This is a genomic window from Nitratireductor sp. PBL-C9 (assembly GCF_050877045.1).
In the GTDB taxonomy this organism is placed as follows: Bacteria; Pseudomonadota; Alphaproteobacteria; order Rhizobiales; family Rhizobiaceae; genus Nitratireductor; species Nitratireductor aquimarinus.
Genome location: NZ_JBPAXW010000011.1, coordinates 92,366 through 114,997, shown reverse-complemented (window position 1 = coordinate 114,997; position 22,632 = coordinate 92,366). Strand labels below are relative to the sequence as shown.

The following is a 22,632-nucleotide window of genomic DNA, read 5'->3' as shown; positions in this document are numbered from 1 at the left end:
CCTGGCCTTCCGGCAAGCGCCGCAGACAATCAAGCGACAGGGTTCCATGAACGACAAGACTAATACTAAAGTCGGAGACAACACGCGCCTTGCCCATATGGGCAACAATCCGCGCGACTTCCACGGCTTCGTCAATCCGCCGGTGGTGCACGCCTCCACCGTGCTCTTCCCCGACGCACACACCATGGCGACGCGGAACCAGAAATACACCTACGGAACCCGCGGCACCCCGACGAGCGACGCGCTTGCAGCGGCCATGAACGAGCTTGAAGGATCTGCCGGAACCGTCATCGTGCCCACGGGGCTTGCGGCCGTAACGGTGCCCATGCTCGCCTTCCTTTCGGCGGGCGACCATGTGCTGATTGTCGATTCGGTCTATCACCCGACCCGCTATTTCGCCGACACGATGCTGGCGCGGCTTGGCGTGGAGGTCACCTATTACGATCCGCATCTGGGGGCCGACATCACTTCGGTCATGCAGTCGAACACCAAGGTGGTTCTGACGGAAGCGCCCGGCTCCGGCACGTTCGAGATGCAGGACATCCCGGCAATCGTCGAGGCAGCGCACAAGGGCGGCGCCATCGTCATGATGGACAACACCTGGGCCACCCCCCTCTTCTTCCGTCCGCTCGATCACGGTGTCGACATCTCGATCCAGGCAGCCACCAAATATCCGGGCGGCCATTCGGACATTCTGCTCGGCACGGTTTCGGCCAATGAAGCCTGCTGGGAGCAGCTTCTGGACACGCATGGGGCGCTCGGCATGTGTGCTGCGCCCGACGATGTCTATCAGGTGCTGCGCGGCCTGCGCACCATGGGCGTGCGCCTTGAACGCCACCAGAAAAGCGCGCTCACGCTCGCCCGCTGGCTGGAAGGCCAGAAAGGCGTGGCGCGCGTGCTGCATCCGGGCCTCGAATCGCATCCGGGCCATGAAATCTGGAAGCGCGACTTCACCGGCGCGAGCGGCCTGTTCTCCATCGTGCTCGATGGCGGAGACGAGAAGGAAGCCCATGCCTTCCTCGACGCGCTGCAATATTTCGGTCTCGGCTATTCCTGGGGCGGCTATGAGAGCCTCGCCGTGCATGTGCAGCTCAACGACCGCACCGTGGCGCATGCGCCCAAGGAAGGCCCGGTCATGCGCCTGCAAATCGGGCTCGAGGATGTCGAGGACCTGCAGGCCGACCTCGCCCGCGCCCTTGAAGCGGTGAACGCACTCTAGAGTCAGGACCCTGGGCACAGGCCTTTTCAGACTGCAAACCGCCCGCGTGGTCGAGCCTCGCGGGCGGTTTTCGTTTCTGCAAAAAACTAGACCTGGAACAGACGCCCGGCCCCGTCGGCGCGCCGGTCAAGGCCAAGAAGCCCCATCGCGCCCCAGGCCCCGGCCAGAGCGCTCGAGACGACCGGCAGGCCACAACGCTGCTCGACCGGCTCCGTCACCGGAAGCGTTTGCAGACCGCCGCATGAAATGAAGAGCGCCTCTGCGTCTTTCGCCGCCCGGCAGGTTTCCGCTCCCAGATCGATCAGCGTTTCACTGGTCACGGATGCAATCGCGTCCACATCCTCGATGTCGAGTGAGCGCAGAACCGTCACCTCGAATCCGGCGGCCTCCAGATAGGCCTTCAGGCGGTCATTGACGGCGCTGCGATAGGCAGTCGCCACCGCGAGCCGGCGCACGCCAAGGGCCGCAAACGCTTCGAGCACGCTGTCGGTCATCGTTGTTGCGGGCAATCCCGACGCTTTCTCCATCGTCGCGATCAGCTCCGCATTGAATGCAGCGCCACGATAAAAGCTCAGCGATGTGCCCATCAGCGAAATTGCCTGCGCGCCCCGCTCCGCCAGACGCGCGGACAATTCCTCCACCCGCTCGATCACCGCATCATAGCCTTCCGGCGAGAGCGCCTTCAGCGCCAGCCCCTCGGCGATGAATTCAGCCCGTCCCGCATAAAGCGCCAGAGGTTCCGGCGGCACAGCACCCGCCGCCGGTGGAACGATCATGCCGATTACCGGTTTGCCGCCCATCCCCTCACCCCTTGCCATGACCGGCAGCCGACGGTCTCGCAGCGAACGCCTCGACGGCCTCCATGTTCAGATCGAAGCCGAGGCCCGGGCGTTCCGAAAGGCTCATCCTGCCGCGTTCCGGCTTCTGTAGCCCGGTGAAGATCTTCTCGCACACATTGACCGCCGGCACGTGATACTCGACCAGCCCGCCATTCGACACACCGGCATGCAGATGCGCATTGTGGAACGGCCAGCCACCGCCATTGGCGATGGGCGTTGCGAAGGCGTCGGCCATCGCCGCGATTTTCTGGGCCTGCGTAAAGCCACCGCCGATCACCACATTCGGCTGCAAGACATCGACGCATTTCTCGACCAGCAGATCGCGGAAACGGTAGGAAAGCCCTTCATTCTGCCCGCCTGCCAGCGGCACCGGGCAGCGCCGGCGCAGATCCGCAAGCCAGCCGATGTCGTTTTTCAAAAGCGGCTCCTCGAAGAAGTCGACCCTGTAGGGCGCAACCGCCTGCGCCAGTTTGAACGCGCTGTGCGGATCGAGATTGCAGTTTGCGTCGATGAAGAGCTGCACTTCCGGGCCGACCGCTTCGCGCACTGCGGCCACCCGGCGCGCATCCTCCGCAATCATTTCGGCAACGTCGATCACATCGCGGCGGCGGGTCGCCTCGGGCGCCACCGTCATCTTGAGACGCTTGAAGCCGGCATCCACCCAGAACTGCGCCGATTGCACCAGCTGGTCGATGCTGAGGAAATTGAAGCCGCAGGTCACATAGACCGGCACGTCCCGGCGCGCGCCGCCCAGAAGCCGCCACACCGGCTGGCCGAGGATCTTTCCCTTCAGATCCCACAGCGCCGTGTCGACGGCGGAGATCGCATGCGCTGCATAGCCAGTCTGGCCGCGCGGGCTCATGAGCCAGAAGAGCTTTTCCCAGATCGCCTCCGTCGCCAGCGGGTCCATGCCCTCCAGCGCGGGCGCCGCCACTTCGCGAATGGCCTCGGCGACGGTGCGTTCCTCGGTGATGGCGGTAAATCCGTGCCCCACATGGCCATCGGCGGTTTCCACCGTACAGACCACCGCGGAGAGATCGAGACTGCGGGTCACGCCCGCCGCCGTGATCTCGGCTGGTATGTTGAGAGCGTAGCTCTGGATGCGCGTGATGGCGCGCGCTTGTGCCGAAGGCGACTGCAACATGGTTATCTCATCATCTGCGAAGGTAGGAAAAGGACGATCTCTGGAAACAGGGTGATCAGCAGCGTGCCGATGCCCAGGATCGCCAGGAAGGGCAGCGAACCCATCATGATCTCGCGCATGTCGACCTTGCGGGCGATGGCCTTGACCACGAACAGATTGATGCCCAGAGGCGGTGTGATGCAGCCCATCTCCATGTTCAGGGTCACGAAGACGCCGAACCAGACCGGGTCGAAACCGGCGCTGAGCACGAAGGGCAGGAACATGGGCGCCACGATCACGACGATGGCAAAGGGCGGCAGGAAGCAGCCCAGAACCAGCATCACGCACCACAGGGCAAACAGCGTCACCCAGCGATTGTCGAACGCATCGACCAGCAGGCTGGTGATCGCGGAAACGACATCGTGGAAGGCGAGAAACTGCGAGAACGTGTAGGCGAAGGCGGCGATGATGAGGATCATCGACGTGTCCTGCACCGTCTTGAGCAACAGCTCGCGCCATACCGACCAGCTCGTGATGCGGTAGATCACCAGAACCAGGAGGATGGAGGCGGTGGCCCCCACGGCGGCGATTTCGGAAGGCGTGGCCCAGCCGCCATAGAGCGCCAGCATGATGCCGGCCATCAGCGCGAAGAACGGAACGACACGCCCAAAGCTGCCATTCCCGCCATTCGCCGCGCGCTCTGCGCCCAGTGCTTCGAATTCTGCACGCTGCCCGGGCGTCAGCCGCTTCAGGTGCCGCCACATGACGAACCAGGTGTAGAGCGAGAACAGCGCCACCAGCATCAGCCCCGGCAGAATGCCGGCAAGAAAGAGCTGACCAATGGAGGTTTTCGTCACCACGCCATAAAGCAGAAGCACGATGGATGGCGGGATGAGGATGCCCAGCGTTCCACCACCGACGACGATGCCGCAGGCGAGCCCCGGCGGATAGCGCCGCGCCAGCATTTCCGGCACGCCCGACGAGCCCATTGCCGCCACCGTGGCCGGTGACGACCCGGAAATGGCCGAGAACATGGCGCAGCCGGCAATGGTCGACATGCCAAGACCGCCCGGCACGGGCAGGAGCCTGCTCAGGGCGGAATAGATGTCCGCGCCGGCCGGACTGACCGCCACCACCGCGCCCATGAAGATGAACATGGGCAATGCCACCAGCTCGATGGAATCGAGCGACTGGAAGGCGGTTTCCGCGATGTAGAGCAGTTCGCGCGGCTCCCCCACCATAACGGAGGAAGCCACCATAGCGCCCAGCAGCGCATAGCCGATGGGCAGCCCTGCCAGAATGAGAAGAAGAAGAATGCCAACCGAAACGAAGGCAAGCGTGACCGGATCCATCAGTGATGCCCTCCCTGCGGCACATCAAGCCGCCCGCCGCACAGCCGGATCGTCAGATCCACTGCCAGCGACAGGACCAGAAGCGTTCCGCCGAGCGGGATCGCCAGATGCGGCACCCAGAGCGGCGGCCCCCACAGGGTTTCCGAGCGCCAGCCGGTTTCCCAGGAATGGAGAAACATGTTCCAGCCGGAATAGGTGACCAGCACGAAAAGACAGAGTGCCAGGAACTCAAGCAGGGCGGTGTGCGCCCGCGCGGCGCGACCCTTCAGATATCCGGCAAGAATCTGGACGCTGATCTGACCGCCGCTGCGATCGGTAAAGGCGGCCGACAGGAAGGCCGCATAGATCAGGAGGTAGACGCTGAATTCCAGCTCCCAGATCGTGTTGACGCCAAGCAGGCCGCGCGCAAACACGGCCCAGGTAATGACCACGGACGCCACCACGACGCCGACCGCCGACACCATGGCTGCGGCGGCCGACATGCGCTGCAGCACTGCACGCACCCTGAAAAGCAGCTTCAGGAACGGCGACTGCGCTGCGGGCGCCCCTTCGGGCGCACCGCCATAATCTGACTTTGCTTCATCGAGCGCGTTCATTGCCGCGGCTGGTCCACCGCCTTCAGAACGGCATCGCCATCGGGCACGCTTTCCCGGAAATAGGCCCAGGCGTGCTCACGCGCCGCATCATGCCACTGCGCCACCTGCTCTTCCGTGAGCTCGTGCACGCTGACACCGGCCTCCCGGAAGGCATCGGCAATCTGCCTGTTGTCCGCGATTGTCTGGTCGGCGAACCAGGCCTCGGATTCGGCAATCGCCTCAAGAAGGGCTGCGTAATGCGTCTCGCCGATCTTTTCTTCCACGCCCGGCGACAGAAGCACCGAATGCATCGCGCCCACAAAACCCGGCCCGACCATCAGGTGATCGATCACCTCCTGCAGATTGTACCCTTCAAAGGACGCATAGATCGTCAGCACCCCGCTCAGAACACCGGTCTGCAGCGACTGGTAGATTTCGGACGCGGGCAGCGATGTAATCGTCGCGCCATAGCCGTTCATCATGATCTCGGTGGCCTTGCCAAGTCCCCTCACCTTGTGGCCCTTCAGATCCTCGGGCAGGACGATTGCCTCGCCCTTGTTGCCAATCGTGCCCATGGCCCAGCCACCGCCGGCGAACACCAGACCTGCTTCCGACACTGCCTCCTCCAGCATCGGCCAGATCGCCCGCTCGCGCCACACCAGCCCGTCCTGCGGGGAAGCGACGAGGCCCGGAAGTGCGCCGATTTCCGCCATCGGCACTTTTCCCGAGAGCCAGGGCAGCGGGTAGATCGCCATATCGATCCGGTCGCGCGCGACGAAATCGGCCTGCGCCCGCGCCTTGCCGAGCTGCTGGTTGGGATAGACCTCAACCTTCACCTCGCCACCGGTCTTCTCGGCCACGATTTCGGCGATTCGATCGGCCCACAGATCGCGTGTGTCGCCATCGGTGTAGGAATGGCTGAGCCGCAGAACGGTTTCGGCCGACGCCGCCTCCACGGCGATGACCGAAGCGGCGCAGGCAAGCGCTGCCGCCATGAATCTGTTCATAAATCTCCTCCCGCCGGTTTCCCGGCTCTCGCTCCCATTTGAACACCAGATATTAAATCTGGTATACCAAAACGTAGTTTGGGGCGCTCCGGCTTGTCAATAGCCGGAAGAAGGGCCAAGAGATTCGAAACCGGGTATGGATGCGGATGCAAGGTGGCGGGTGCAAGGTGACGGCAAGGCACAGGACTGTTTCCGACGACAAGCCGCTGGCCGAGGGGCTGGCGCGGCAACTTGAACAGGAAATCATCGACGGCGTTATCAGGCCGGGCGACGAGCTGGACGAGCGCCGGCTTGCGGAGCGTTTTGGCGTGTCGCGCACGCCGATCCGCGAAGCGCTGCGCAGGCTTGGCGTGGAGCGTCTGATCGAGCTTCGCCCGCGCCGCAGCGCCATCGTGCGCTCGCTGACGGCGCAGAACCTGGCGCAGATGTTCGAGGTTTTGTCCGGGCTCGAATCCTTCGCCGTCGAATGCGCGGCGCGGCGCATGAACCAGCAGCAGATCGAGCAGCTGCGCTCCATACACGAGGAAACGACGGCCATCGTGGATGCCGGCGACCGGGATGGTTTCGACCGGCTGAACTACCAGTTCCACCAGGCGATCTATCGCGGTGCGGGCAATCCCTATCTGCTGGAGCAGCTGGAGGGGCTTCGCACCAAGCTCGCCCCCTACCGCCGCTGGCTTCTGCGCCGTCTCGACCGCATGCGCCAGTCGCATAACGAGCATGCGGTGATCCTCGAAGCAATCGAGGCCGGCGACGGCGCCCGCGCAGCCACCGAAATGCGCCGCCACATCTGCGACCCCGACCGGCTGGTTGACTTCATGATGATGGAACAGGCCGAGCGCTAGATCGCCACCGTCCGTTTGGGCGCGCCAAGGGCAAGTTGAACGATCAACCGGACACCGGAATGCCCGAAAACCGGCTTCCATTTCTTGCTCAACGCTCAAACGCCCGAACAAGAATGCTGACACTGCTTCCTGCATCGAGGAAACGACTGTCGGTCAGCCCGTCCCACGCGGATTGAGAAAACCCACGCGCCCTGCCCCGACTTTTCAATCGGATTGCCGGAACATTAATTTCATCGTTGATGCATGCGAATGCTTCGGCTATGAAAGCGACGCGCTGGCGCTTCGCCGCCTCCGCCACGGCCAGCACCCGTAGCTCAGCTGGATAGAGCGCTGCCCTCCGAAGGCAGAGGTCACAGGTTCGAATCCTGTCGGGTGCGCCACATTCCGCCGATTGCCCTCTACAGTACGCTATGGCCGCCGAGACCACGCCCGTGCAACGAACGGGAGATAGCCTGTGTGTGAAAAGCGTAGAAGCGGCGGTGTTTGGCGGTGAAAAAGTTCGAATCCCATTCGGTATCCGCGCGGCAGATACGGGATATCCTTCCAATCGCAAATGTTGGCGAGACCATTGCCGCTGGTCCCATACTCCTCAGCCAAACGCGGCATCGGCGTCGTCCACACCGCAATAGGGCTCCTCTCACGTGATTGCGGTCGAGGGACTCGAGGTCCACGTTTCCCATAGGCGCGGCAACGCCTCCCCCGCTATCAGACGCGAAATGTTGCGACGAAACGCCTTCAAGGACGCCGAGGAAGACGCCATCAACGTCCTGGTCTGCGCCATCGACCACAACTTCCGGCTCCTCCAGGCATGGTCAGGGAGCTCTTGTTGTTGATCCTGGCCGCAATCCTGTTCCCGAGCAGCGCGGCCAATATGCCCGTGGCCTGACAAAACCGGATTCTTCACAGGCGACACGCTGAGTGGGGGGTGGGTGCCACCGGAGGCAAACGATCGACACCCTGATCGCGATACGTTGCTTCGGGACCGGATTGCTTGATGCACTTCGATTGAGATTTACATCGTTCAAATAACGCCTGAGTCTTCCAAGCCATATGCCAATTGTTCCGATACACTCTCAGCCGAATCGACCGATTGAATTTTGTTGGAAGTGGAAAGCCAAAACGTGACCTACGACCCAATCCGCGCACTGCAGTTACTTACTATCGGTTCCGGACGTGCTGACGCGGTTTTTCGTGAGGGTCAGGAGGAGGCAATTCGACATATCGTCGATGGGCTCGGACGATTGCTGGTCGTACAAAAAACGGGTTGGGGCAAGAGTTTCGTCTATTTTATCGCCACCAAGCTGCTGCGCGAAGCTGGGCGTGGGCCGGCACTGCTGATTTCACCACTTCTGGCTCTGATGCGGAATCAGATCGGCGCCGCGGAGCGCATGGGCGTTCGTGCTGCCACGATAAACTCCGACAACACGAATGAATGGGCGGATGTGGAGAAAAGGCTTGCAAATGGCGAGATCGACATTTTGCTTATCTCGCCCGAGCGGCTGGCCAATGAACGTTTTCGAACGCAGGTGCTTTCCGGCATAGCGGCCCAAATATCCTTGCTTGTGGTGGATGAGGCGCACTGTATTTCGGATTGGGGACACGATTTCCGGCCGCACTATCGGCTGCTGGAACGGATCGTCAAAAGCTTACCTCAAAATGTGCGACTGCTTGCAACCACCGCGACGGCAAACAATCGGGTGATGGATGATCTGAAGGATGTTCTCGGTCCGGATATTTCCGTTTCGCGGGGGGATTTGAACCGTCCATCGCTGACGTTGCAGACCATTCAGCTACCCAGTCAGGCCGAACGCCTCGCATGGCTCGCCCAACAGCTTGAAACGCTGGAAGGCCATGGGATCATTTATGCGCTTACCGTGCGTGATGCGAACCAGGTTGCTGAGTGGCTCAAAACTCGCGGCTTCGAGGTGGAGGCCTATACTGGCGAAACAGGTGAACGACGGGAAGAGTTGGAGCAAGCTCTGCTCGGCAATCAGCTCAAGGCGTTGGTCGCCACCACGGCTTTGGGAATGGGATATGACAAACCGGACCTGGCGTTTGTGGTTCACTATCAAACACCCGGTTCGGCCGTTGCCTATTATCAGCAGGTCGGCCGTGCCGGGCGTGCGCTGGAGACCGCTTATGGCGTGCTACTCAGCGGCCAGGAGGAGGTCGAGATTTCCGACTGGTTTATTCGCAGCGCTTTTCCAGCACGAGACGAGGTGGCGGAAGTGCTTTCGGCATTGGAAGTTGAACCGGAAGGATTGTCGGTTCCGGAATTGCTCGGCAGGGTCAATCTGAGTAAAGGTCGTATCGAAAAGGCGATCTCTTTGCTTTCACTCGAATCCCCTGCACCGATCGCCAAGCAGGGTAGCAAATGGCAGCTCACCGCAGCGAATCTTGGCGAAGGCTTTTGGGAGCGTGCGGAACGGCTGACTGCGTTGCGACGGGACGAATATCAACAGATGCAGGATTATGTCGATCTGCCGTTTGGCCAGCATATGGGCTTCCTCATCAATGCGTTGGATGGTGATCCCAATCAGGTTACGGACCCGACGTTGCCGCCATTGTCAGCAGCTGTGGATGATCGGTTAGTAAGAGAGGCGGTCGCATTTCTGAGGCGGACGAGCTTGCCGATCGAACCGCGTAAGCAATGGCCCGCAGGTGGCCTGCCCCAATATGATTTGAAAGGGCGTATCAGCGTCGAATTTCAGGCCGAGCAAGGCAAGGCCCTTTGCGTCTGGGGTGATGCTGGCTGGGGCGGACTCGTTCGGCGCGGTAAGTATCATGACGGCCATTTCTCGGACGATCTGGTTGAGGCTTGTGTGGAAATGATCGGCGAATGGAGCCCTGAACCCGCTCCGACCTGGGTCACTTGCGTGCCGTCCTTGCGTCATCCCGAGCTAGTGCCCGATTTCGCCGAACGGTTGGCGAATGCTCTAGGTCTGCCATTTCATGCGGTACTGGTGAAAAATGACAATCGGCCGGAGCAAAAAACCATGGCCAACAGTACGCAGCAGGCGCGCAACATCGATGGCTCGCTTGCGCTCGATGACGAAGGGATGCCGGCAGGGCCGGTTCTTCTAGTCGATGATATGGTTGATTCCCGTTGGACGCTGACGGTTTCAGCTTGGCTGTTGCGCCTGAATGGAAGCGGCGAGGTTTGGCCAATCGCTCTCTCATTGACGGGGCACAACGAGTGATGATTGCGCTGTCCCCTAACACCCAAGCGATCCTGCTTCTGACCGCGCCTCTAATCGTAGGGCGGAACTCGGCAAACTCCGACTTGCTTGGTGCCGGCGAATATAAGCGACTTGCCCGCTGCTTGCGTGAAATCGAGCGTGAGCCCGCTGACCTTCTTGTCTCGAATCCGATTGAAATCCTCGAAGCATGCAAGGCGGCTGTCGATTCTGAACGCCTCCGGCGTCTAATGGGGCGAGGCTTTCAACTCAGTCAGGCCGTTGAGCGTTGGCAAACCCGTGCCATCTGGGTGTTGAGTCGTGCGGATGCCGACTATCCTCGTCGCTTGAAAATGCGATTGCGTGAAGATGCCCCGGCAGTTCTATACGGCTGCGGAGAAGTGCGCTTGCTGGACGAAGGTGGATTGGCGGTGGTTGGATCCCGCCATGTCGATGAAACCTTGATCGACTACACTATGACTGTTGGGCATCTCGCTGCTTCGAGCGGAAAGTCTATCGTTTCAGGTGGTGCTAGAGGTATTGATCAGGCTGCCATGAGAGGAGCCTTGGAGGCGGGCGGACAAGCGTGCGGGGTTCTGGCTGACAGCCTCGAAAAGCAAGCGATGAACCGAGAGCATCGCAGCATGCTTCTTGAAGGGAGGCTCACATTGGTTTCTCCCTATGATCCCAATGCCGGATTCAACGTCGGCAATGCCATGCAGCGTAACAAGTTGATCTATGCTCTCGCTGATGCAGCGTTGGTCGTCAGCTCCGATGTGAACAAGGGGGGCACATGGGCCGGTGCGGTCGAGCAACTCGAAAAGCTCAAGTTCGTACAAGTCTATGTCAGGTCAGGAGATGTACTATCGTCTGGGCTCGCCGAGCTGCGAAGAAAGGGTGCGCTTGCTTGGCCCCAGCCCGATACACCACAAGCCTTGGAAGAGGTCTTGAGTGCACCCATGGCTGGGCCATCACAAGGAAGCCTCGACTTCCATCCCGACGAACGTGCAGAAGACACGACCCAGGCTGCATTACCGCCCGACATTCCACATCCAATGGTGTTGGAAACTTCGGAAAAAAACACTGAGGCGCCTTCTATTGCTTCAGTCGGGGCTGCGGAACACGATGGCAATCCAGCTGATTTGTTGTTCAGCGCAGTGCGCAAGTCGATCGAGCGTCTAGGAAACACACCGATGGTTGAAGCGCAGGTCGCTGACGCACTTCAGATCGAAAGGATCCAAGCGAAGGTCTGGTTAAAGCGATTGGTTGAAGAAGGGGTCCTTGAGAAGAAAAACAAACCCGTTCGATACGTTCTCAGACGAGATCGGCTATTGTAGGAATGGCACAGCCTGACATGCCCTCACCGTGGTTGCGATGAATCCCCAACAGGGAGGTCAGCCATCGCCCGGATTTGCCCAGCCAGCGGCGGGTGTAGTATCGGCCCGAGGCTGTGTGAAAACCCTTGATTACGGTATGTCTGGGACTGCTTCGGAGGTGCCAGATGGGACGTTTTGTCGAGGCTGCTGACCGTCACCAGGCGAGCTTTCTGCCGGCCTGTCTTGAAGACTATGTGGATACGAACAATCCGGTCCGCGTGATCAGCGCCTTTGTCGATGAACTCGATCTGGCGGAGCTCAGCTTCGCCCGCGTGCAGCCGGCATCGACCGGCAGCCCCGTTTATAAAGATCAAGAGGCGTCACCTGCATAGCGAATATCTCAACTCCGTCACAATCGACATCGCGTTGCAGGCACACCCATTGAGCGCGCCTTCTGAGTGGGATTCGTCCCTTTTTCAAGCCGATTTTAGAGGGCTATGGCGTAGATATATTTGTCATCTTCACCCGGTGCGGTGCGCCATCTTTCATGGCATCTCCGGATAGTTTTTGCAGTTCGCAGCGGCCGGGCTTCCCGAAACGCGCCCTTGGCCTAGGGTCAGGACCCTAGCCAAATCCTGGCGCCTCGTAACGCCGTCGATACTCCGCAGGGCTTATGCCCGCATGACGCTGGAACACGCGCCGAAAAGTGTCCACATTGCTGAAACCGCAGGCCGCAGCGACCTGCTTCGGGCGATCTCCGTCTTCCAGCATGCGCCGCGCAATGTCGACACGAACCGCCTCAACCCATGCCGCCGGGGTTTGGCCTATCTCGTGCTGGAAAAGACGGACAAAATGCCGGGGGCTCAGGCCCGCACGACACGCCAGGGTACCGGTTCTGGCATCCTGTGCAGGGTTTGCAAGCACCCAGCGCTGAACCTCCTGGAGCGCCGAGCGACCGGAAACGCTGCTTTCGCCTCGCCTGCTGAACTGAAGCTGACCGCCCGGTCGCTTGAAGAACATGACCAGCTGAGCGGCAACGCGCTTCGCGACCTCGCTCCCAAGATCCTCCTCCACAAGCGCCAGCGCGAGATCGAGCCCCGCCGTCACGCCGGCGGCCGTCCTCACCCTGCCATCCCGCACATGCAGGGCATCAATCTCGACTGTGATTTCGGGAAATCGCCGCTCAAGCGTGGCAGCGACGGACCAGTGCGTGGTCACGCGCCTGCCCTCCAGCAGCCCGGTCTTGGCCAAAAGCAGCGCGCCGCTGCACACCGAGCCGAACCGGCGACAGGCAGGCGCGCTGCGCCTGATCCAGTCGATCATCGCAGGGTCGGACGCCGTTTCCGCCATATGCGGCGCTCCGGCGACCAGCAATGTGTCAAAGCGGCTGCAGCGCTCGGTTTCGAAAACCATATCGGCCAGTATTCGAAGCCCGGAAGACGCCGAAAGCGGCCCTGACACGCCGGAGATCACGCTTGTTCTGTAGACCTCAGCGCCCGACTGGGCGTTGGCCTCGGCAAAGACATCCAGCGGACCGGCAACATCAAGCATCTGTACACCCGGGACAGCGAGGATGCCGATCGTCAGAGGTCGAGCCGGGTGTCTTGCAGGCATGTCAATTGTCCATATTCGTCGTCTCACGACGATAGTAGACGCATCTAAGATTTTCTAGGCTCTCCCTGTCTTTGAAGGAGATCCATCAATCATGGCTATCAGCTCAGTAAAAATTCCGGACAGCAGCATGGCGCGCGAGGTTACGGAGATCGTCCGCGACACCGCCGGCGAACTCCTGTTCAACCATTCAAGCCGCGTCTATCTGTTCGGCGCGATGGCGGGCGAGCGTCGCGGCCTCACCTATGACGCCGAGCTGCTCTACACCGCCGCCATGTTCCACGACATGGGGCTGACCGAGCCACATCGCAGCAAAACAGCCCGCTTCGAAGTCGACGGAGCAAATGCAGCCCGCGCCTTCCTGCGACGGCAGGGCATTTCGCAACATGATATGGACACGGTCTGGACGGCGATTGCCCTGCACACCACACCCGGCATCCCTGAACACATGCATCCGGTCATCGCCCTGGTCACCACCGGCGTGGAGATGGATGTTCTGGGCATCGGCTATGAAGCCTATAGCGATGCGGAGCGGGAAAAGATCACAAACGCCTTCCCGCGACCTGCGCACTTCAAGGAAGAGATCATTCAGGCCTTTTACGAAGGCATCAGGCACAAGCCGGAGACGACATTCGGCAATGTGAAGGCTGATGTTCTCGCGGACAAGGAGCCCGGCTTCCATTGCGGAAATTTCTGCAGCATCATCCGCAACTCGCCATGGAAAGGCTAGTCTCTTGGGCCTGTCGGCCGGTGGATCAACTGCCAAGCCGCACCCTGCAGGGCCAGCGCCGGGGTCACTAAAAAAACTGAAAATATGGCGATCCCGGCAGGATTCGAACCTGCGACCATCGGCTTAGAAGGCCGGTGCTCTATCCAACTGAGCTACGGGACCACGATGTGGAAGCAGAAATCAGTGCGTCCACGGGGTCTTGCGGTCATAGCGGAAATTGTCAGAGTAGGAAACCTGACGGCGCTTGGGCTGATGCGGTTCTTCCACACGGAAAGGAATGCCGTTACGCTCCGCATAGGCGACCGCCTCTTCCCGGCTCTCGAAAGTCAGGCGAACCTGGCTCTTCATGTCGGACGAAGAAGTATAGCCCATCAGCGGATCGATCTTGCGCGGTACTGCCGGATCGAATTCGAGAACCCAACGGCCGGTTTTGGCCTTGCCGGACTGCATGGCCGTCTTGGCCGGGCTGAAAATGCGCGCAGACACGTCTTGAACCTCGTTCCCTGCAGGCGTCGAAACGCCGAAACAAGCAACATGCCACACGGGGCAGCATGCGAAAAGATGGTCGGAGCGGCAGGATTCGAACCTGCGACCCTCTGGTCCCAAACCAGATGCGCTACCAGGCTGCGCTACGCTCCGAACGTCCGGCTTCATTAGGGTCTGCAGATATCGAAAGCAAGGGGGTGCAGCGCAAAATCGATAATTTGCCTCAGGTCAATGCGCCCTGCCCCCGAACTGTCAGGGTTCAGACATTCGAAGTGTTGGAGAAACCGGGCGTCTTGCCCTGAAACGAGGAGGAAAATCGATGTTCAAGAGAATCATGGTTCCCGTCGACCTCGCACATGCCGACAAGCTGGACAAAGCGCTTGATGCCGCATCCGGCCTCGCAAAACTCTACGGCGCGTCGCTGTGCTATGTGGGTGTGACGACCGCGCTGCCCAGCTCGGTGGCCCATGGCGAAGCGGATTTCGCGGCCAAGCTCACCCAATTTGCAGAAGCCCGCAGCAATGACGATGGCGTTGGCATAGAGGTCAAGACAGCGGTTAGCCACGATCCCGTGCGCGATCTCGACGACGTTCTGGGGCGCACCGTGGGAGAAATTGGCGCCGACCTTGTCGTGATGGCGTCGCACGTGCCGACATTTGCAGATCACATATTCGCGTCAAACGCCGGTTATCTTGCCTCCCACACACCGGTTTCGGTCTTTATCGTGCGCTGAGCCTCTGGAGAGCGGGCAGCTCCGGGGCAAGCCCCGGGCGCCGCCCGCGCACAATTCATCATTCGGCAGGCTTGGGCGTCTCGATGGTCACCTTTTCGGGCACATCGATGTTGATGCCGCCATTTCCGCCGCCGCCGATAAAGCCGCCGAAGAAGAGGAAACCGCCCAGAATCAGCGCCACGATCAGGCCACCGGCGATAAACCAGCCTGCCCCGCCGCCACCGCCGCCTCCGGTGGTCACAACGGTCGTGCGTTCTTTCTGTTCATGGTCCATCTGGCGCTCCTTCGCGTGTTGGTTCGCTTCGGGGAAACAAACCGACAGAGACGCAAATGGTTCCGACGCTGGCTGCGCGGCGCGCAAATCCCTTGATGGGATAGCGCTGTCACCAGGAGGCCGGTTTCCACGTGGGGCGCAAATGGTCCGGCTTCAGGAAGCCTTTGCCTCAAGCGCGTTGATCACCTCGGCTGCCAGCGGCCTTGTGATGCGCGTCTTGCGCTCCAGTGCGGCGCGGTCGATGGCGTCGACGGCGCTGATCGCGCTCGAAAGCGAGCGCTCGATGCGGCGCACCAGAAACTGCACCACATGCGGCTCCACATCCACCTGCCGGTCGGCGAAGAGCTTGGTGATGACGCCGGCAAGCAGCATGTCGTCGGGCTCGTCGATCTCGACGGTCGCAGCCGCCTTCAAACGCGACAGAAGATCCGGCAGCTTCACGCCCCACGCGCCGGGAAAGCTGCGCGCAGTGAGAAGCATGGGCTGTCCGCCGGCGCGCGCCGCATTGATCAGGTGAAAAAGACCGTTCTCGTCCACCGGGCCACGATCGGCGTTGTCGATCAGGATCGGCCGCTCCCCGGCCAGCTCGATGGCCTCCGCGCCAATGCCATCGGACGCGATGACGGCGGCATCCGCCTCCTCGCACCAGATAGCCGCCAGATGCGATTTTCCGCTGCCGGCGGGGCCTGCAAGGATCACCACCGGCGCGGGCCAGGACGGCCAGTTCTCGATCAGCGCCGCCGCGCGCGCATTGGCGGGCGTCACCACGAGATCATCGCGTGTCAGCGCTTCTCCGGAAGGCAGGTCTAGCGGAAGCTGGCGGGAAGGCATTTCTTGTCGTCCTAGGATTCGGGCGTATTGCCCGGCTTCTGATGCCCGCTATAGAGCGGCGAAGCGAGATATTGCTTGATCGCAAAACGCACGAGCACGGCCACCGCCGCAGCCGCAGGAACGGCGATCAGAAGGCCTGCAAAGCCGAACAGATAACCAAAGGCGAACAGCGCGAACATCAGCCAGACAGGATGCAGGCCCACGCTCTTGCCCACCAGTTTGGGCTGCAGGATGTTGCCTTCGAGAAACTGGCCGGAGAAGAAGATTGCGGCCACCGCCAGCACCCACCACCATTCCGGCCAGAACTGCACCACGGCAATGCCGATGGACAGGCCGAAGCCGACCAGCGAGCCGACATAGGGAATGAAGCTGATAAGGCCGGCGAACAGACCGATCAGCAGGCCGAAATTGAGCCCGACCAGCGAAAGGCCGACCGCATAGAAGACGCCGAGGATAAGGCACAGCGTGCCCTGCCCGCGCACGAACCCTGCCGTCGCCACATTGATGTCGCGGGCGATCTGGCGCACCGTCTCCACATGGTCGCGCGGCACCCAGCTGTCCACCTTTTCCACCATGCGGTCCCAGTCGAGCAGCATGTAGAAGGCAACCACCGGCGTGACCACGAAAAGGCTCGCCACGTTGACGATGGCGACACCCGAACTCCATACGGATTTGAACAGCGTGCCCAAGAAGCTTGTGCCCTGCGCCAGGATGGAGGTCAGGTTTTCGCGCAGCGCTTCCGTCTCGCCGTTCAGCAGGCTGTCGACCCATTTCGGCTCCAGCCGGATCATCAGCTCATGAAGGCGTGTGAGATATTCCGGCAGGCGGCTGGCGAAATCCGCAAGCTGCTTGCCAAGCACCGGCACCACAATCATCAGCCCGACCGCCAAAACGACCACGAAGCCGATCAGGATCACCACCGTGGCCGAGGTGCGCGACTGGCCCATGCGCTCCAGCCGGTCGGCGACCGGGTCCAGAAAATAGGCCAGAACCATGCCGGCGAGGAAAGGCAGCAGGATCGAGCTGAACACGTAGAGGAACAGCACAAGCGCCAGCGCCGCCAACAGCCAGAAGGCAATGTTGCGTATCAATGGCGGGCGTTGGGGCGAGCGGGCGACCGCAGGCCCAGCGTTGCTGTCAGTGTCCTTCGGCGTCACTTTCTGCGTATCCACTCATGTGCTTGATCCAGGCGATGAGATAGGCCGCTCCGGAAGCCACGGTCAAGAGGCCGGTGGCCACGATCAGCCACAGTCGCACGGCACCGGAACTATATCCAAAGGCAAGTTCGGCCAGCACGAGAAGCGCCAGCAATATCTGCGCCAGCGTGTTGGCCTTGGAGACGAACAGCGGCTTCATGGCCACGGGATGCCCCATCACATTGGCCAACAGCACGCCGCCAATGATGAGCGCATCGCGCGACACCACGGCGATCACCAGCCACAGGGGCAGTTCCATCATGTAGCCCAGCACGACAAAGACGCTGACCAGCAGCAGCTTGTCGGCAATCGGGTCCAGATAAGCGCCCAGTTCCGTGCGCTGGTTGAAATGGCGCGCAATGAAACCGTCCACGCCATCGGAAATGCCGGCGATCAGGAACCCGGCAAACGCCCAGCCATTGTCACCGGTCAGAAGCGCAAACACCACACCCGGCACCAGAATAAAGCGCATCAATGTTATGACGTTGGGTATCGTCATGGTTCCTACTCCAGCCTCGCGCCCGTCTCGCGCCTCCTATCGGACCATTGCGGCCAGACCACGTTTCGGCGCACACTTATCGCAGGCTTTCTCAGATTGTGGGAGAGCCCCGCGCTTTCAATAGGCCAGCTTGTTGATATCTCGCGCCTTGCGGAAGCGCCGCCTTCATGCAAGAAGCCCAGAAAAACGCGGCGGCGAGAACGATATGGCTCAGGAACCCAAGAACGGCCTTACCTACGCGGATGCGGGCGTCGACATCGATGCGGGCAGCCGGCTGGTGGACAAGATCAAGCCCATGGTGCGCGCGACGCGCCGTCCGGGCGCTGACAGCGAGATCGGCGGCTTTGGCGGCCTGTTCGACCTGAAGGCGGCGGGCTTTACCGACCCGGTGCTGGTGGCTGCCAATGATGGCGTCGGCACCAAGCTCAAGATTGCCATCGAAGCGGACAAGCACGATACGGTCGGCATCGACCTTGTGGCCATGTGCGTGAACGATCTGGTCGTTCAGGGCGCAGAACCCCTCTTCTTCCTCGACTATTTCGCCACCGGCAAGCTCGATCCCGATCAGGGCGCGGCCATCGTTTCGGGCATTGCGGAAGGCTGCAAGCAGGCCGGCTGTGCGCTGATCGGCGGCGAAACGGCGGAAATGCCCGGCATGTATCACGGTGATGATTACGACCTCGCCGGCTTCGCCGTGGGCGCGGCCGAGCGTGGCAGGCTTCTGCCCACCGGCGACATTGCCGAGGGCGACGTTCTGCTCGGCCTCGCCTCCTCCGGTGTCCATTCCAACGGTTTCTCGCTTGTGCGCCGCATCGTTTCCGATGCCGGGCTCGAATGGAGCGACAAGGCCCCCTTCGCCCCCGGGCAGACGCTCGGCGAGGCGCTGCTGGAGCCGACGCGCATCTACGTCAAATCCCTGCTCGCGACGCTGAAAGCCGCCTGGGGCATCAAGGCGCTTGCCCATATCACCGGTGGCGGGTTCCCTGAAAACCTGCCGCGCGTTCTGCCTGATCATCTGGCAGCGGAGATCGACCTCGATGCGATCGACGTGCCGCCGGTGTTCTCCTGGCTTGCCGGGACAGGCGGCGTTGCCGAGCGCGAGATGCTTTCCACCTTCAACTGCGGCATCGGCATGGTTGTTGCCGTGGCTGCCGATGAGGCCGCCCAGATCGCAGCCCTGCTTCAGGAAGCGGGCGAGAGCGTCACCATGCTCGGCCAGATCGTGCCGCGTCAGGCAGCCGGCGTCACCTATCGCGGTGAACTCGACCTATGACCAGGCGCGCGCGCAAACGGGTTGCGATCCTCATCTCCGGCCGTGGTTCGAACATGGCGGCGCTGGTTGCCGCTGCCATCGACCCTGCCTTTCCAGCCGAGATCGTTGGTGTCATCTCCAACCGCGCCGATGCGCGCGGCCTCGAGATCGCCGAGACCCACAGCATCCCCACCAGGGTTGTGCCTTCGCGCGAGTATGACGGTCGTGCAGCGCATGACGCGGCAATCCACGAGGCGCTGACCGAACTGAAGGCCGAAATCGTCTGCCTTGCCGGTTACATGCGCCTTCTGACACCGGAATTCGTTCAGAAGTGGAAAGGCCGGATGATCAACATCCACCCGGCCCTTCTGCCCAGTTTCCGCGGGCTCGACACCCATGCCCGGGCGCTCGCAAATGGCGTGCGCGTTCATGGCTGCACCGTTCATTTCGTCACGCCGGAAATGGATGAGGGACCGATCATCGCGCAGGCAGCCGTGCCGGTTCTGAGCAACGACACCGAGGAAACGCTGGGCGCGCGCGTGCTCAAGGTGGAGCACCGTCTCTATCCGCTGGCGCTTCGCTACCTCGTTGAAGGCAAGGTGCGCATGTCCGGCGGCGCAGCCGTATTCTCCGGCGTCGACGAGGAACGCGGCGATCTCGCCATCGTGTCCCCCGGTCAGCGCCGGGACTGAGGGCGGCAGGTTGAGCGCAACCGAGCCTCCCTTCCCTTCGCCTGCCATCGCGGCTGCCTTTGCAGCCTTTCCCGATGCCGTTCGGCCGCAATTGCTTCGCGCCCGTGAACTGATCTTCGAGACAGCCCGCCGCACCGCAGGCATTGGCCGGATTGAGGAGACGCTGAAATGGGGTCAACCCGCCTATCTGACGCCGGAGACCAGGTCCGGCAGCACGATCCGGCTGGGCATTCCCAAATCTCCGTCAGATGGCTGGGCGCTTTTCGTCCACTGCCAGACATCGCTCATCCGGCAATTCCGCGAGCACTATCCCGACCGCTTCACTTTCGAAGGCAACCGCGCACTGCTCTTCCGGCCTGACGAAGTGATTCCGGAAGACGCCCTAAGCCATTGTCTTGCCTTGGCATTGACCTATCACCAGAAGCGCTCCTGACGTTCAAGCTGTGCGTGGTTCGACAGGCTCACCATGAGGGCGTGTGTTGCTTGTTGAACGAGGGAGGGCGTTGCTTGTCAAACCCGGCGCAACGCCTTTGTTCGAGGCTCTCCGCCAGCCACCACTTCCCTCCCAGCCACCACTTGCCTCCCAGCCACCACTTGATTCATGGTGAGCCTGTCGAACCACGCACCACGTTCATGCCATGAGATGTTGTGCGCGTGGCGTCTGAATGGGCGCCGGACCACCCAGAAACACGGACGAAGCCAGTGCATTGAGAGGCTTCGTCCTTTCTGACAGGTCTGAAAAACGCTTCAGACGGCCCGCACCCAGACCTTCGTGTCATGGAACGCGGCACCGCCGTAAGGTGCGATGGAATCGGCTCCCGTCAGCACGTTGATGCCCTCACCGCGTTCATGAGCGGTGTTCGGCCAGATGCCTTCGGCGATCACCACGCCGCGCCGCACGCCATCAAACAGCTTGACGTGAAGCACCACCTCGCCGCGCTGATTGCCGATTTCCACGCGGTCTCCGACAGAAAGCCCAAGCCCGGCAGCGTCGTCGGGATGCAGCATCAGTTCCGGGCGTCCTTCCCGTTTAATCGAGCCCGGCGTCTCCGTAAAGCTCGAATTCAGGAAGGTGCGCGCGGGCGAGGTGGCGAGCCTGAAGGGATGCCCGGGATCGGCCGTCTCAATGAAATCCATATGGTCAGGGAATTCCGGCATACGCTGATGCGGCCCCTGCAATCCGATGGATGCGGGTGGACGATTGGGCGCGGGCGTGCCGGTCCAGTCCGGGCGGAAACGGAACTTGCCATCCGGATGACCGAACCCGTTGACGAAATGCGCCGTGTCGAAATCCGGCTGCACATCGGCCCAGCGCTCTTCCTTGAGACTGTCGAAATCACCGAGGCCACGGCGCTCCAGCATCCAGTCCACATGCGCACGCGCGGAGAGCCCAAAGCCAGGCTGATCGGCAACGCCGAGGCGTTTTGCCAGTTCTTCGATGACAAAGATGTTCTCGCGCGCCTCGCCCGGCGCATCCACCAGTTTGGGCCCAAGCACGATGTGCTGGTGGCCGCCGCCGCGATAAATGTCGTCATGCTCCAGGAACATGGTGGCCGGCAGAACCACATCGGCAAGCTTCGCCGTGTCGGTCATGAACTGCTCGTGCACACAGGTGAAGAGATCTTCGCGCAGGAAGCCCTCTTTCACCAGCCGTTGCTCCGGCGCGATGTTGGCCGGATTGGTGTTCTGGATCAGAAGCGCGGTGACCGGCGGGCCGCCACGCAGCGCCTCTTCATCATTGGTGAGAATGCGGCCGATCTGCGATTGATCGAGCGAGCGGATCGCGGGATCGCGCAGCGCCTCGCCCTCGATCAGCGACTTGTCCAGCCGAAAGATCGATGAATTGGAGTGAAACGCGCCACCACCCTCATATTGCCAGCAGCCGGTGACGGCGGCGACAGACAGGGCCGCGTGCATGTTCACCACGCCGTTGCGATTGCGCGTAAAGCCGTAGCCGAGGCGGAAGAAGGTGCGCTTCGTCTCGCCCACCAGCCGTGCGAAGGTCTCGATTTCCGCCACCGAAAGGCCGGTGATGGCGGACGCCCATTCGGGCGTGCGCGTTGCAAGATGCGCCTCGAGCCCGGCGGGGTCATCCGTGTATTTTGCGAGAAATGCCCGGTCCGCCAGCCCTTCACGGAAGAGAACATGCATCGTCGCGCAGGCAAGCGCGGCGTCCGTTCCCGGCTTAAGGACGAGGCCGATATCCGCCTGTTTCATCGTGGCGTTGTCGTAGACGTCGATCACCACGATCTTCGCGCCGCGCTCCTTGCGCGCGCGGATCGCGTGCGTCATCACATTGACCTGTGTGGCAACCGCATTGGTGCCCCAGATCACCACGCAGTCGGATTTGGCCATCTCGCGCGGATCGGGACCACGCAGATCGCCCGCCCCCATCACGAAACCCGTCCATGCCGCATTGGTGCAGACCGTGCCGAAGAAGCCCGAATAGCGCTTGGCGTGGCGCAGCCTGTCGATGGAGTCGCGCTGCACAAGCCCCATCGTCCCGGCATAGTAGTAAGGCCAGATGGCCTCGCTTCCATGCTTTTCCTCGGCCTTGAGGAAGGCTTCCGCCACCAGATCGAGCGCGGCGTCCCAACTCGCTTCCTTCCAGTTGCCCTCACCCTTCGCGCCCGAACGCACCCGTGGCTTCAAAAGCCGGTCCGGGTGATGGATGCGCTCCGAATAGCGCGCCACCTTGGCGCAGATCACGCCGGCGGTGTAGCTATTGTCCTTCGCGCCATAAACGCGACCGATGCGACCGTCCTTCACCTCAACGTCGAGCGCACAGGTCGAGGGGCAGTCATGCGGGCAGGCCGAATGTCCGATATGGATGTTTGCGTGTGTGTTCATGGCGGGGACACTAGCGATTTTCTCTG

At 61.6% G+C, this 22,632-nt stretch carries 22 protein-coding genes and 3 tRNA genes; 11 read left to right on the top strand and 14 right to left on the bottom strand.

Translation table 11 applies throughout. From position 1 onward, the window contains the following. The first annotated feature begins 46 nt into the window (after nt 1–46). Nucleotides 47–1,219, top strand: coding sequence for a cystathionine beta-lyase (locus tag ACRTG1_RS21460; protein WP_317090329.1), 1,173 nt, complete (start codon nt 47–49; stop codon nt 1,217–1,219). Nucleotides 1,220–1,305: 86 nt separating this feature from the next. Here the strand turns inward: ACRTG1_RS21460 and ACRTG1_RS21455 are convergent, their stop codons facing one another. The 5 genes from ACRTG1_RS21455 to dctP are packed head-to-tail and all read right to left on the bottom strand — an operon-like array spanning nt 1,306 to nt 6,115. Further along, a complete protein-coding gene (locus ACRTG1_RS21455; protein ID WP_432517128.1) occupies nt 1,306–2,019 on the bottom strand; it encodes an aspartate/glutamate racemase family protein in 714 nt (237 codons plus the stop codon). Nucleotides 2,020–2,023: 4 nt separating this feature from the next. Next, nucleotides 2,024–3,202, bottom strand: coding sequence for a mandelate racemase/muconate lactonizing enzyme family protein (locus ACRTG1_RS21450; RefSeq protein WP_113154857.1), 1,179 nt, complete (start codon nt 3,200–3,202; stop codon nt 2,024–2,026). A 2-nt stretch (nt 3,203–3,204) separates the two neighbouring features. Next, nucleotides 3,205–4,533 (bottom strand): TRAP transporter large permease, encoded by a 1,329-nt coding sequence (locus ACRTG1_RS21445; RefSeq protein ID WP_206546730.1) that lies wholly within the window; start codon nt 4,531–4,533, stop codon nt 3,205–3,207. Then, a complete protein-coding gene (locus ACRTG1_RS21440) occupies nt 4,533–5,129 on the bottom strand; it encodes a TRAP transporter small permease (protein ID WP_432517126.1) in 597 nt (198 codons plus the stop codon). Before ACRTG1_RS21440 ends, ACRTG1_RS21445 begins: the two co-directional genes overlap by 1 nt. Next, on the bottom strand, nt 5,126–6,115 hold the full coding sequence (gene dctP / locus ACRTG1_RS21435) for a TRAP transporter substrate-binding protein DctP (RefSeq protein WP_432517124.1): 990 nt from the start codon (nt 6,113–6,115) through the stop codon (nt 5,126–5,128). Before dctP ends, ACRTG1_RS21440 begins: the two co-directional genes overlap by 4 nt. A gap of 167 nt (nt 6,116–6,282) precedes the next feature. Here dctP and ACRTG1_RS21430 point away from each other — a divergent pair, with 167 nt between their 5' ends. The 5 genes from ACRTG1_RS21430 (at nt 6,283) to ACRTG1_RS21410 (ending at nt 11,844) form a co-directional block, all read left to right on the top strand. Next, the gene (locus tag ACRTG1_RS21430; protein ID WP_432517123.1) at nt 6,283–6,960 is read left to right on the top strand and encodes a GntR family transcriptional regulator; all 678 of its coding nucleotides are present in this window, start codon (nt 6,283–6,285) and stop codon (nt 6,958–6,960) included. 303 nt (nt 6,961–7,263) lie between these two features. Continuing rightward, nucleotides 7,264–7,340 (top strand) — tRNA-Arg (locus ACRTG1_RS21425). A gap of 726 nt (nt 7,341–8,066) precedes the next feature. Then, a complete protein-coding gene (locus ACRTG1_RS21420) occupies nt 8,067–10,160 on the top strand; it encodes a RecQ family ATP-dependent DNA helicase (RefSeq protein WP_432517223.1) in 2,094 nt (697 codons plus the stop codon). Continuing rightward, a complete protein-coding gene (locus tag ACRTG1_RS21415) occupies nt 10,160–11,473 on the top strand; it encodes a DNA-processing protein DprA (RefSeq protein WP_432517222.1) in 1,314 nt (437 codons plus the stop codon). The genes ACRTG1_RS21420 and ACRTG1_RS21415 overlap by 1 nt, the downstream gene beginning before the upstream one ends. A gap of 164 nt (nt 11,474–11,637) precedes the next feature. Then, the gene (locus ACRTG1_RS21410) at nt 11,638–11,844 is read left to right on the top strand and encodes a hypothetical protein (protein WP_432517122.1); all 207 of its coding nucleotides are present in this window, start codon (nt 11,638–11,640) and stop codon (nt 11,842–11,844) included. 232 nt (nt 11,845–12,076) lie between these two features. Here ACRTG1_RS21410 and ACRTG1_RS21405 read toward each other — a convergent pair whose 3' ends face one another. Further along, nucleotides 12,077–13,066 carry a GlxA family transcriptional regulator gene (locus tag ACRTG1_RS21405; protein ID WP_432517121.1) on the bottom strand — a complete coding sequence of 330 codons (990 nt, stop codon included), beginning with the start codon at nt 13,064–13,066 and terminating at the stop codon, nt 12,077–12,079. A gap of 91 nt (nt 13,067–13,157) precedes the next feature. On the opposite strand from ACRTG1_RS21405, the gene ACRTG1_RS21400 reads away from it, so the two are divergent. Further along, nucleotides 13,158–13,793: an HD domain-containing protein gene (locus tag ACRTG1_RS21400; protein WP_412033096.1), complete on the top strand. Its 636-nt coding sequence runs from the start codon at nt 13,158–13,160 to the stop codon at nt 13,791–13,793. Between the two features lie 85 nt (nt 13,794–13,878). Here ACRTG1_RS21400 and ACRTG1_RS21395 read toward each other — a convergent pair. The 3 genes from ACRTG1_RS21395 to ACRTG1_RS21385 all read right to left on the bottom strand — a co-directional run bounded on the left by ACRTG1_RS21395 (nt 13,879) and on the right by ACRTG1_RS21385 (nt 14,432). Further along, nucleotides 13,879–13,955 (bottom strand) — tRNA-Arg (locus ACRTG1_RS21395). Nucleotides 13,956–13,973: 18 nt separating this feature from the next. After that, entirely contained in the window at nt 13,974–14,279 is a 306-nt protein-coding gene (locus ACRTG1_RS21390) for an ETC complex I subunit (protein WP_113154809.1), read from the bottom strand. Nucleotides 14,280–14,355: 76 nt separating this feature from the next. Beyond that, nucleotides 14,356–14,432: transfer RNA gene (locus tag ACRTG1_RS21385), tRNA-Pro, on the bottom strand. A gap of 166 nt (nt 14,433–14,598) precedes the next feature. Here ACRTG1_RS21385 and ACRTG1_RS21380 point away from each other — a divergent pair. Next, a complete protein-coding gene (locus ACRTG1_RS21380) occupies nt 14,599–15,012 on the top strand; it encodes a universal stress protein (protein ID WP_206547399.1) in 414 nt (137 codons plus the stop codon). A gap of 58 nt (nt 15,013–15,070) precedes the next feature. Here ACRTG1_RS21380 and ACRTG1_RS21375 read toward each other — a convergent pair whose 3' ends face one another. The 4 genes from ACRTG1_RS21375 to ACRTG1_RS21360 form a co-directional block, all read right to left on the bottom strand. Beyond that, a complete protein-coding gene (locus tag ACRTG1_RS21375) occupies nt 15,071–15,286 on the bottom strand; it encodes a hypothetical protein (protein ID WP_113154748.1) in 216 nt (71 codons plus the stop codon). Between the two features lie 153 nt (nt 15,287–15,439). After that, complete coding sequence (gene hdaA, locus ACRTG1_RS21370) at nt 15,440–16,117, bottom strand: DnaA regulatory inactivator HdaA (RefSeq protein WP_113154747.1); 678 nt, start codon at nt 16,115–16,117, stop codon at nt 15,440–15,442. Between the two features lie 11 nt (nt 16,118–16,128). Beyond that, nucleotides 16,129–17,289, bottom strand: a complete 1,161-nt coding sequence (locus ACRTG1_RS21365; RefSeq protein WP_432517120.1) for an AI-2E family transporter — start codon at nt 17,287–17,289, stop codon at nt 16,129–16,131. Further along, nucleotides 17,255–17,812 (bottom strand): CDP-alcohol phosphatidyltransferase family protein, encoded by a 558-nt coding sequence (locus ACRTG1_RS21360; RefSeq protein WP_113154745.1) that lies wholly within the window; start codon nt 17,810–17,812, stop codon nt 17,255–17,257. The genes ACRTG1_RS21365 and ACRTG1_RS21360 overlap by 35 nt, the downstream gene beginning before the upstream one ends. A gap of 205 nt (nt 17,813–18,017) precedes the next feature. Here ACRTG1_RS21360 and purM point away from each other — a divergent pair, with 205 nt between their 5' ends. The 3 genes from purM to ACRTG1_RS21345 are packed head-to-tail and all read left to right on the top strand — an operon-like array spanning nt 18,018 to nt 20,189. After that, the gene (gene purM, locus ACRTG1_RS21355) at nt 18,018–19,085 is read left to right on the top strand and encodes a phosphoribosylformylglycinamidine cyclo-ligase (protein WP_113154744.1); all 1,068 of its coding nucleotides are present in this window, start codon (nt 18,018–18,020) and stop codon (nt 19,083–19,085) included. After that, on the top strand, nt 19,082–19,756 hold the full coding sequence (gene purN, locus ACRTG1_RS21350; protein ID WP_113154743.1) for a phosphoribosylglycinamide formyltransferase: 675 nt from the start codon (nt 19,082–19,084) through the stop codon (nt 19,754–19,756). Before purM ends, purN begins: the two co-directional genes overlap by 4 nt. Before the next feature lie 10 nt (nt 19,757–19,766). Then, a complete protein-coding gene (locus ACRTG1_RS21345) occupies nt 19,767–20,189 on the top strand; it encodes a DUF1801 domain-containing protein (protein ID WP_432517118.1) in 423 nt (140 codons plus the stop codon). Between the two features lie 314 nt (nt 20,190–20,503). Here the strand turns inward: ACRTG1_RS21345 and ACRTG1_RS21340 are convergent, their stop codons facing one another. Then, nucleotides 20,504–22,606: a molybdopterin-containing oxidoreductase family protein gene (locus ACRTG1_RS21340; protein ID WP_432517117.1), complete on the bottom strand. Its 2,103-nt coding sequence runs from the start codon at nt 22,604–22,606 to the stop codon at nt 20,504–20,506. Nucleotides 22,607–22,632 lie beyond the last annotated feature (26 nt).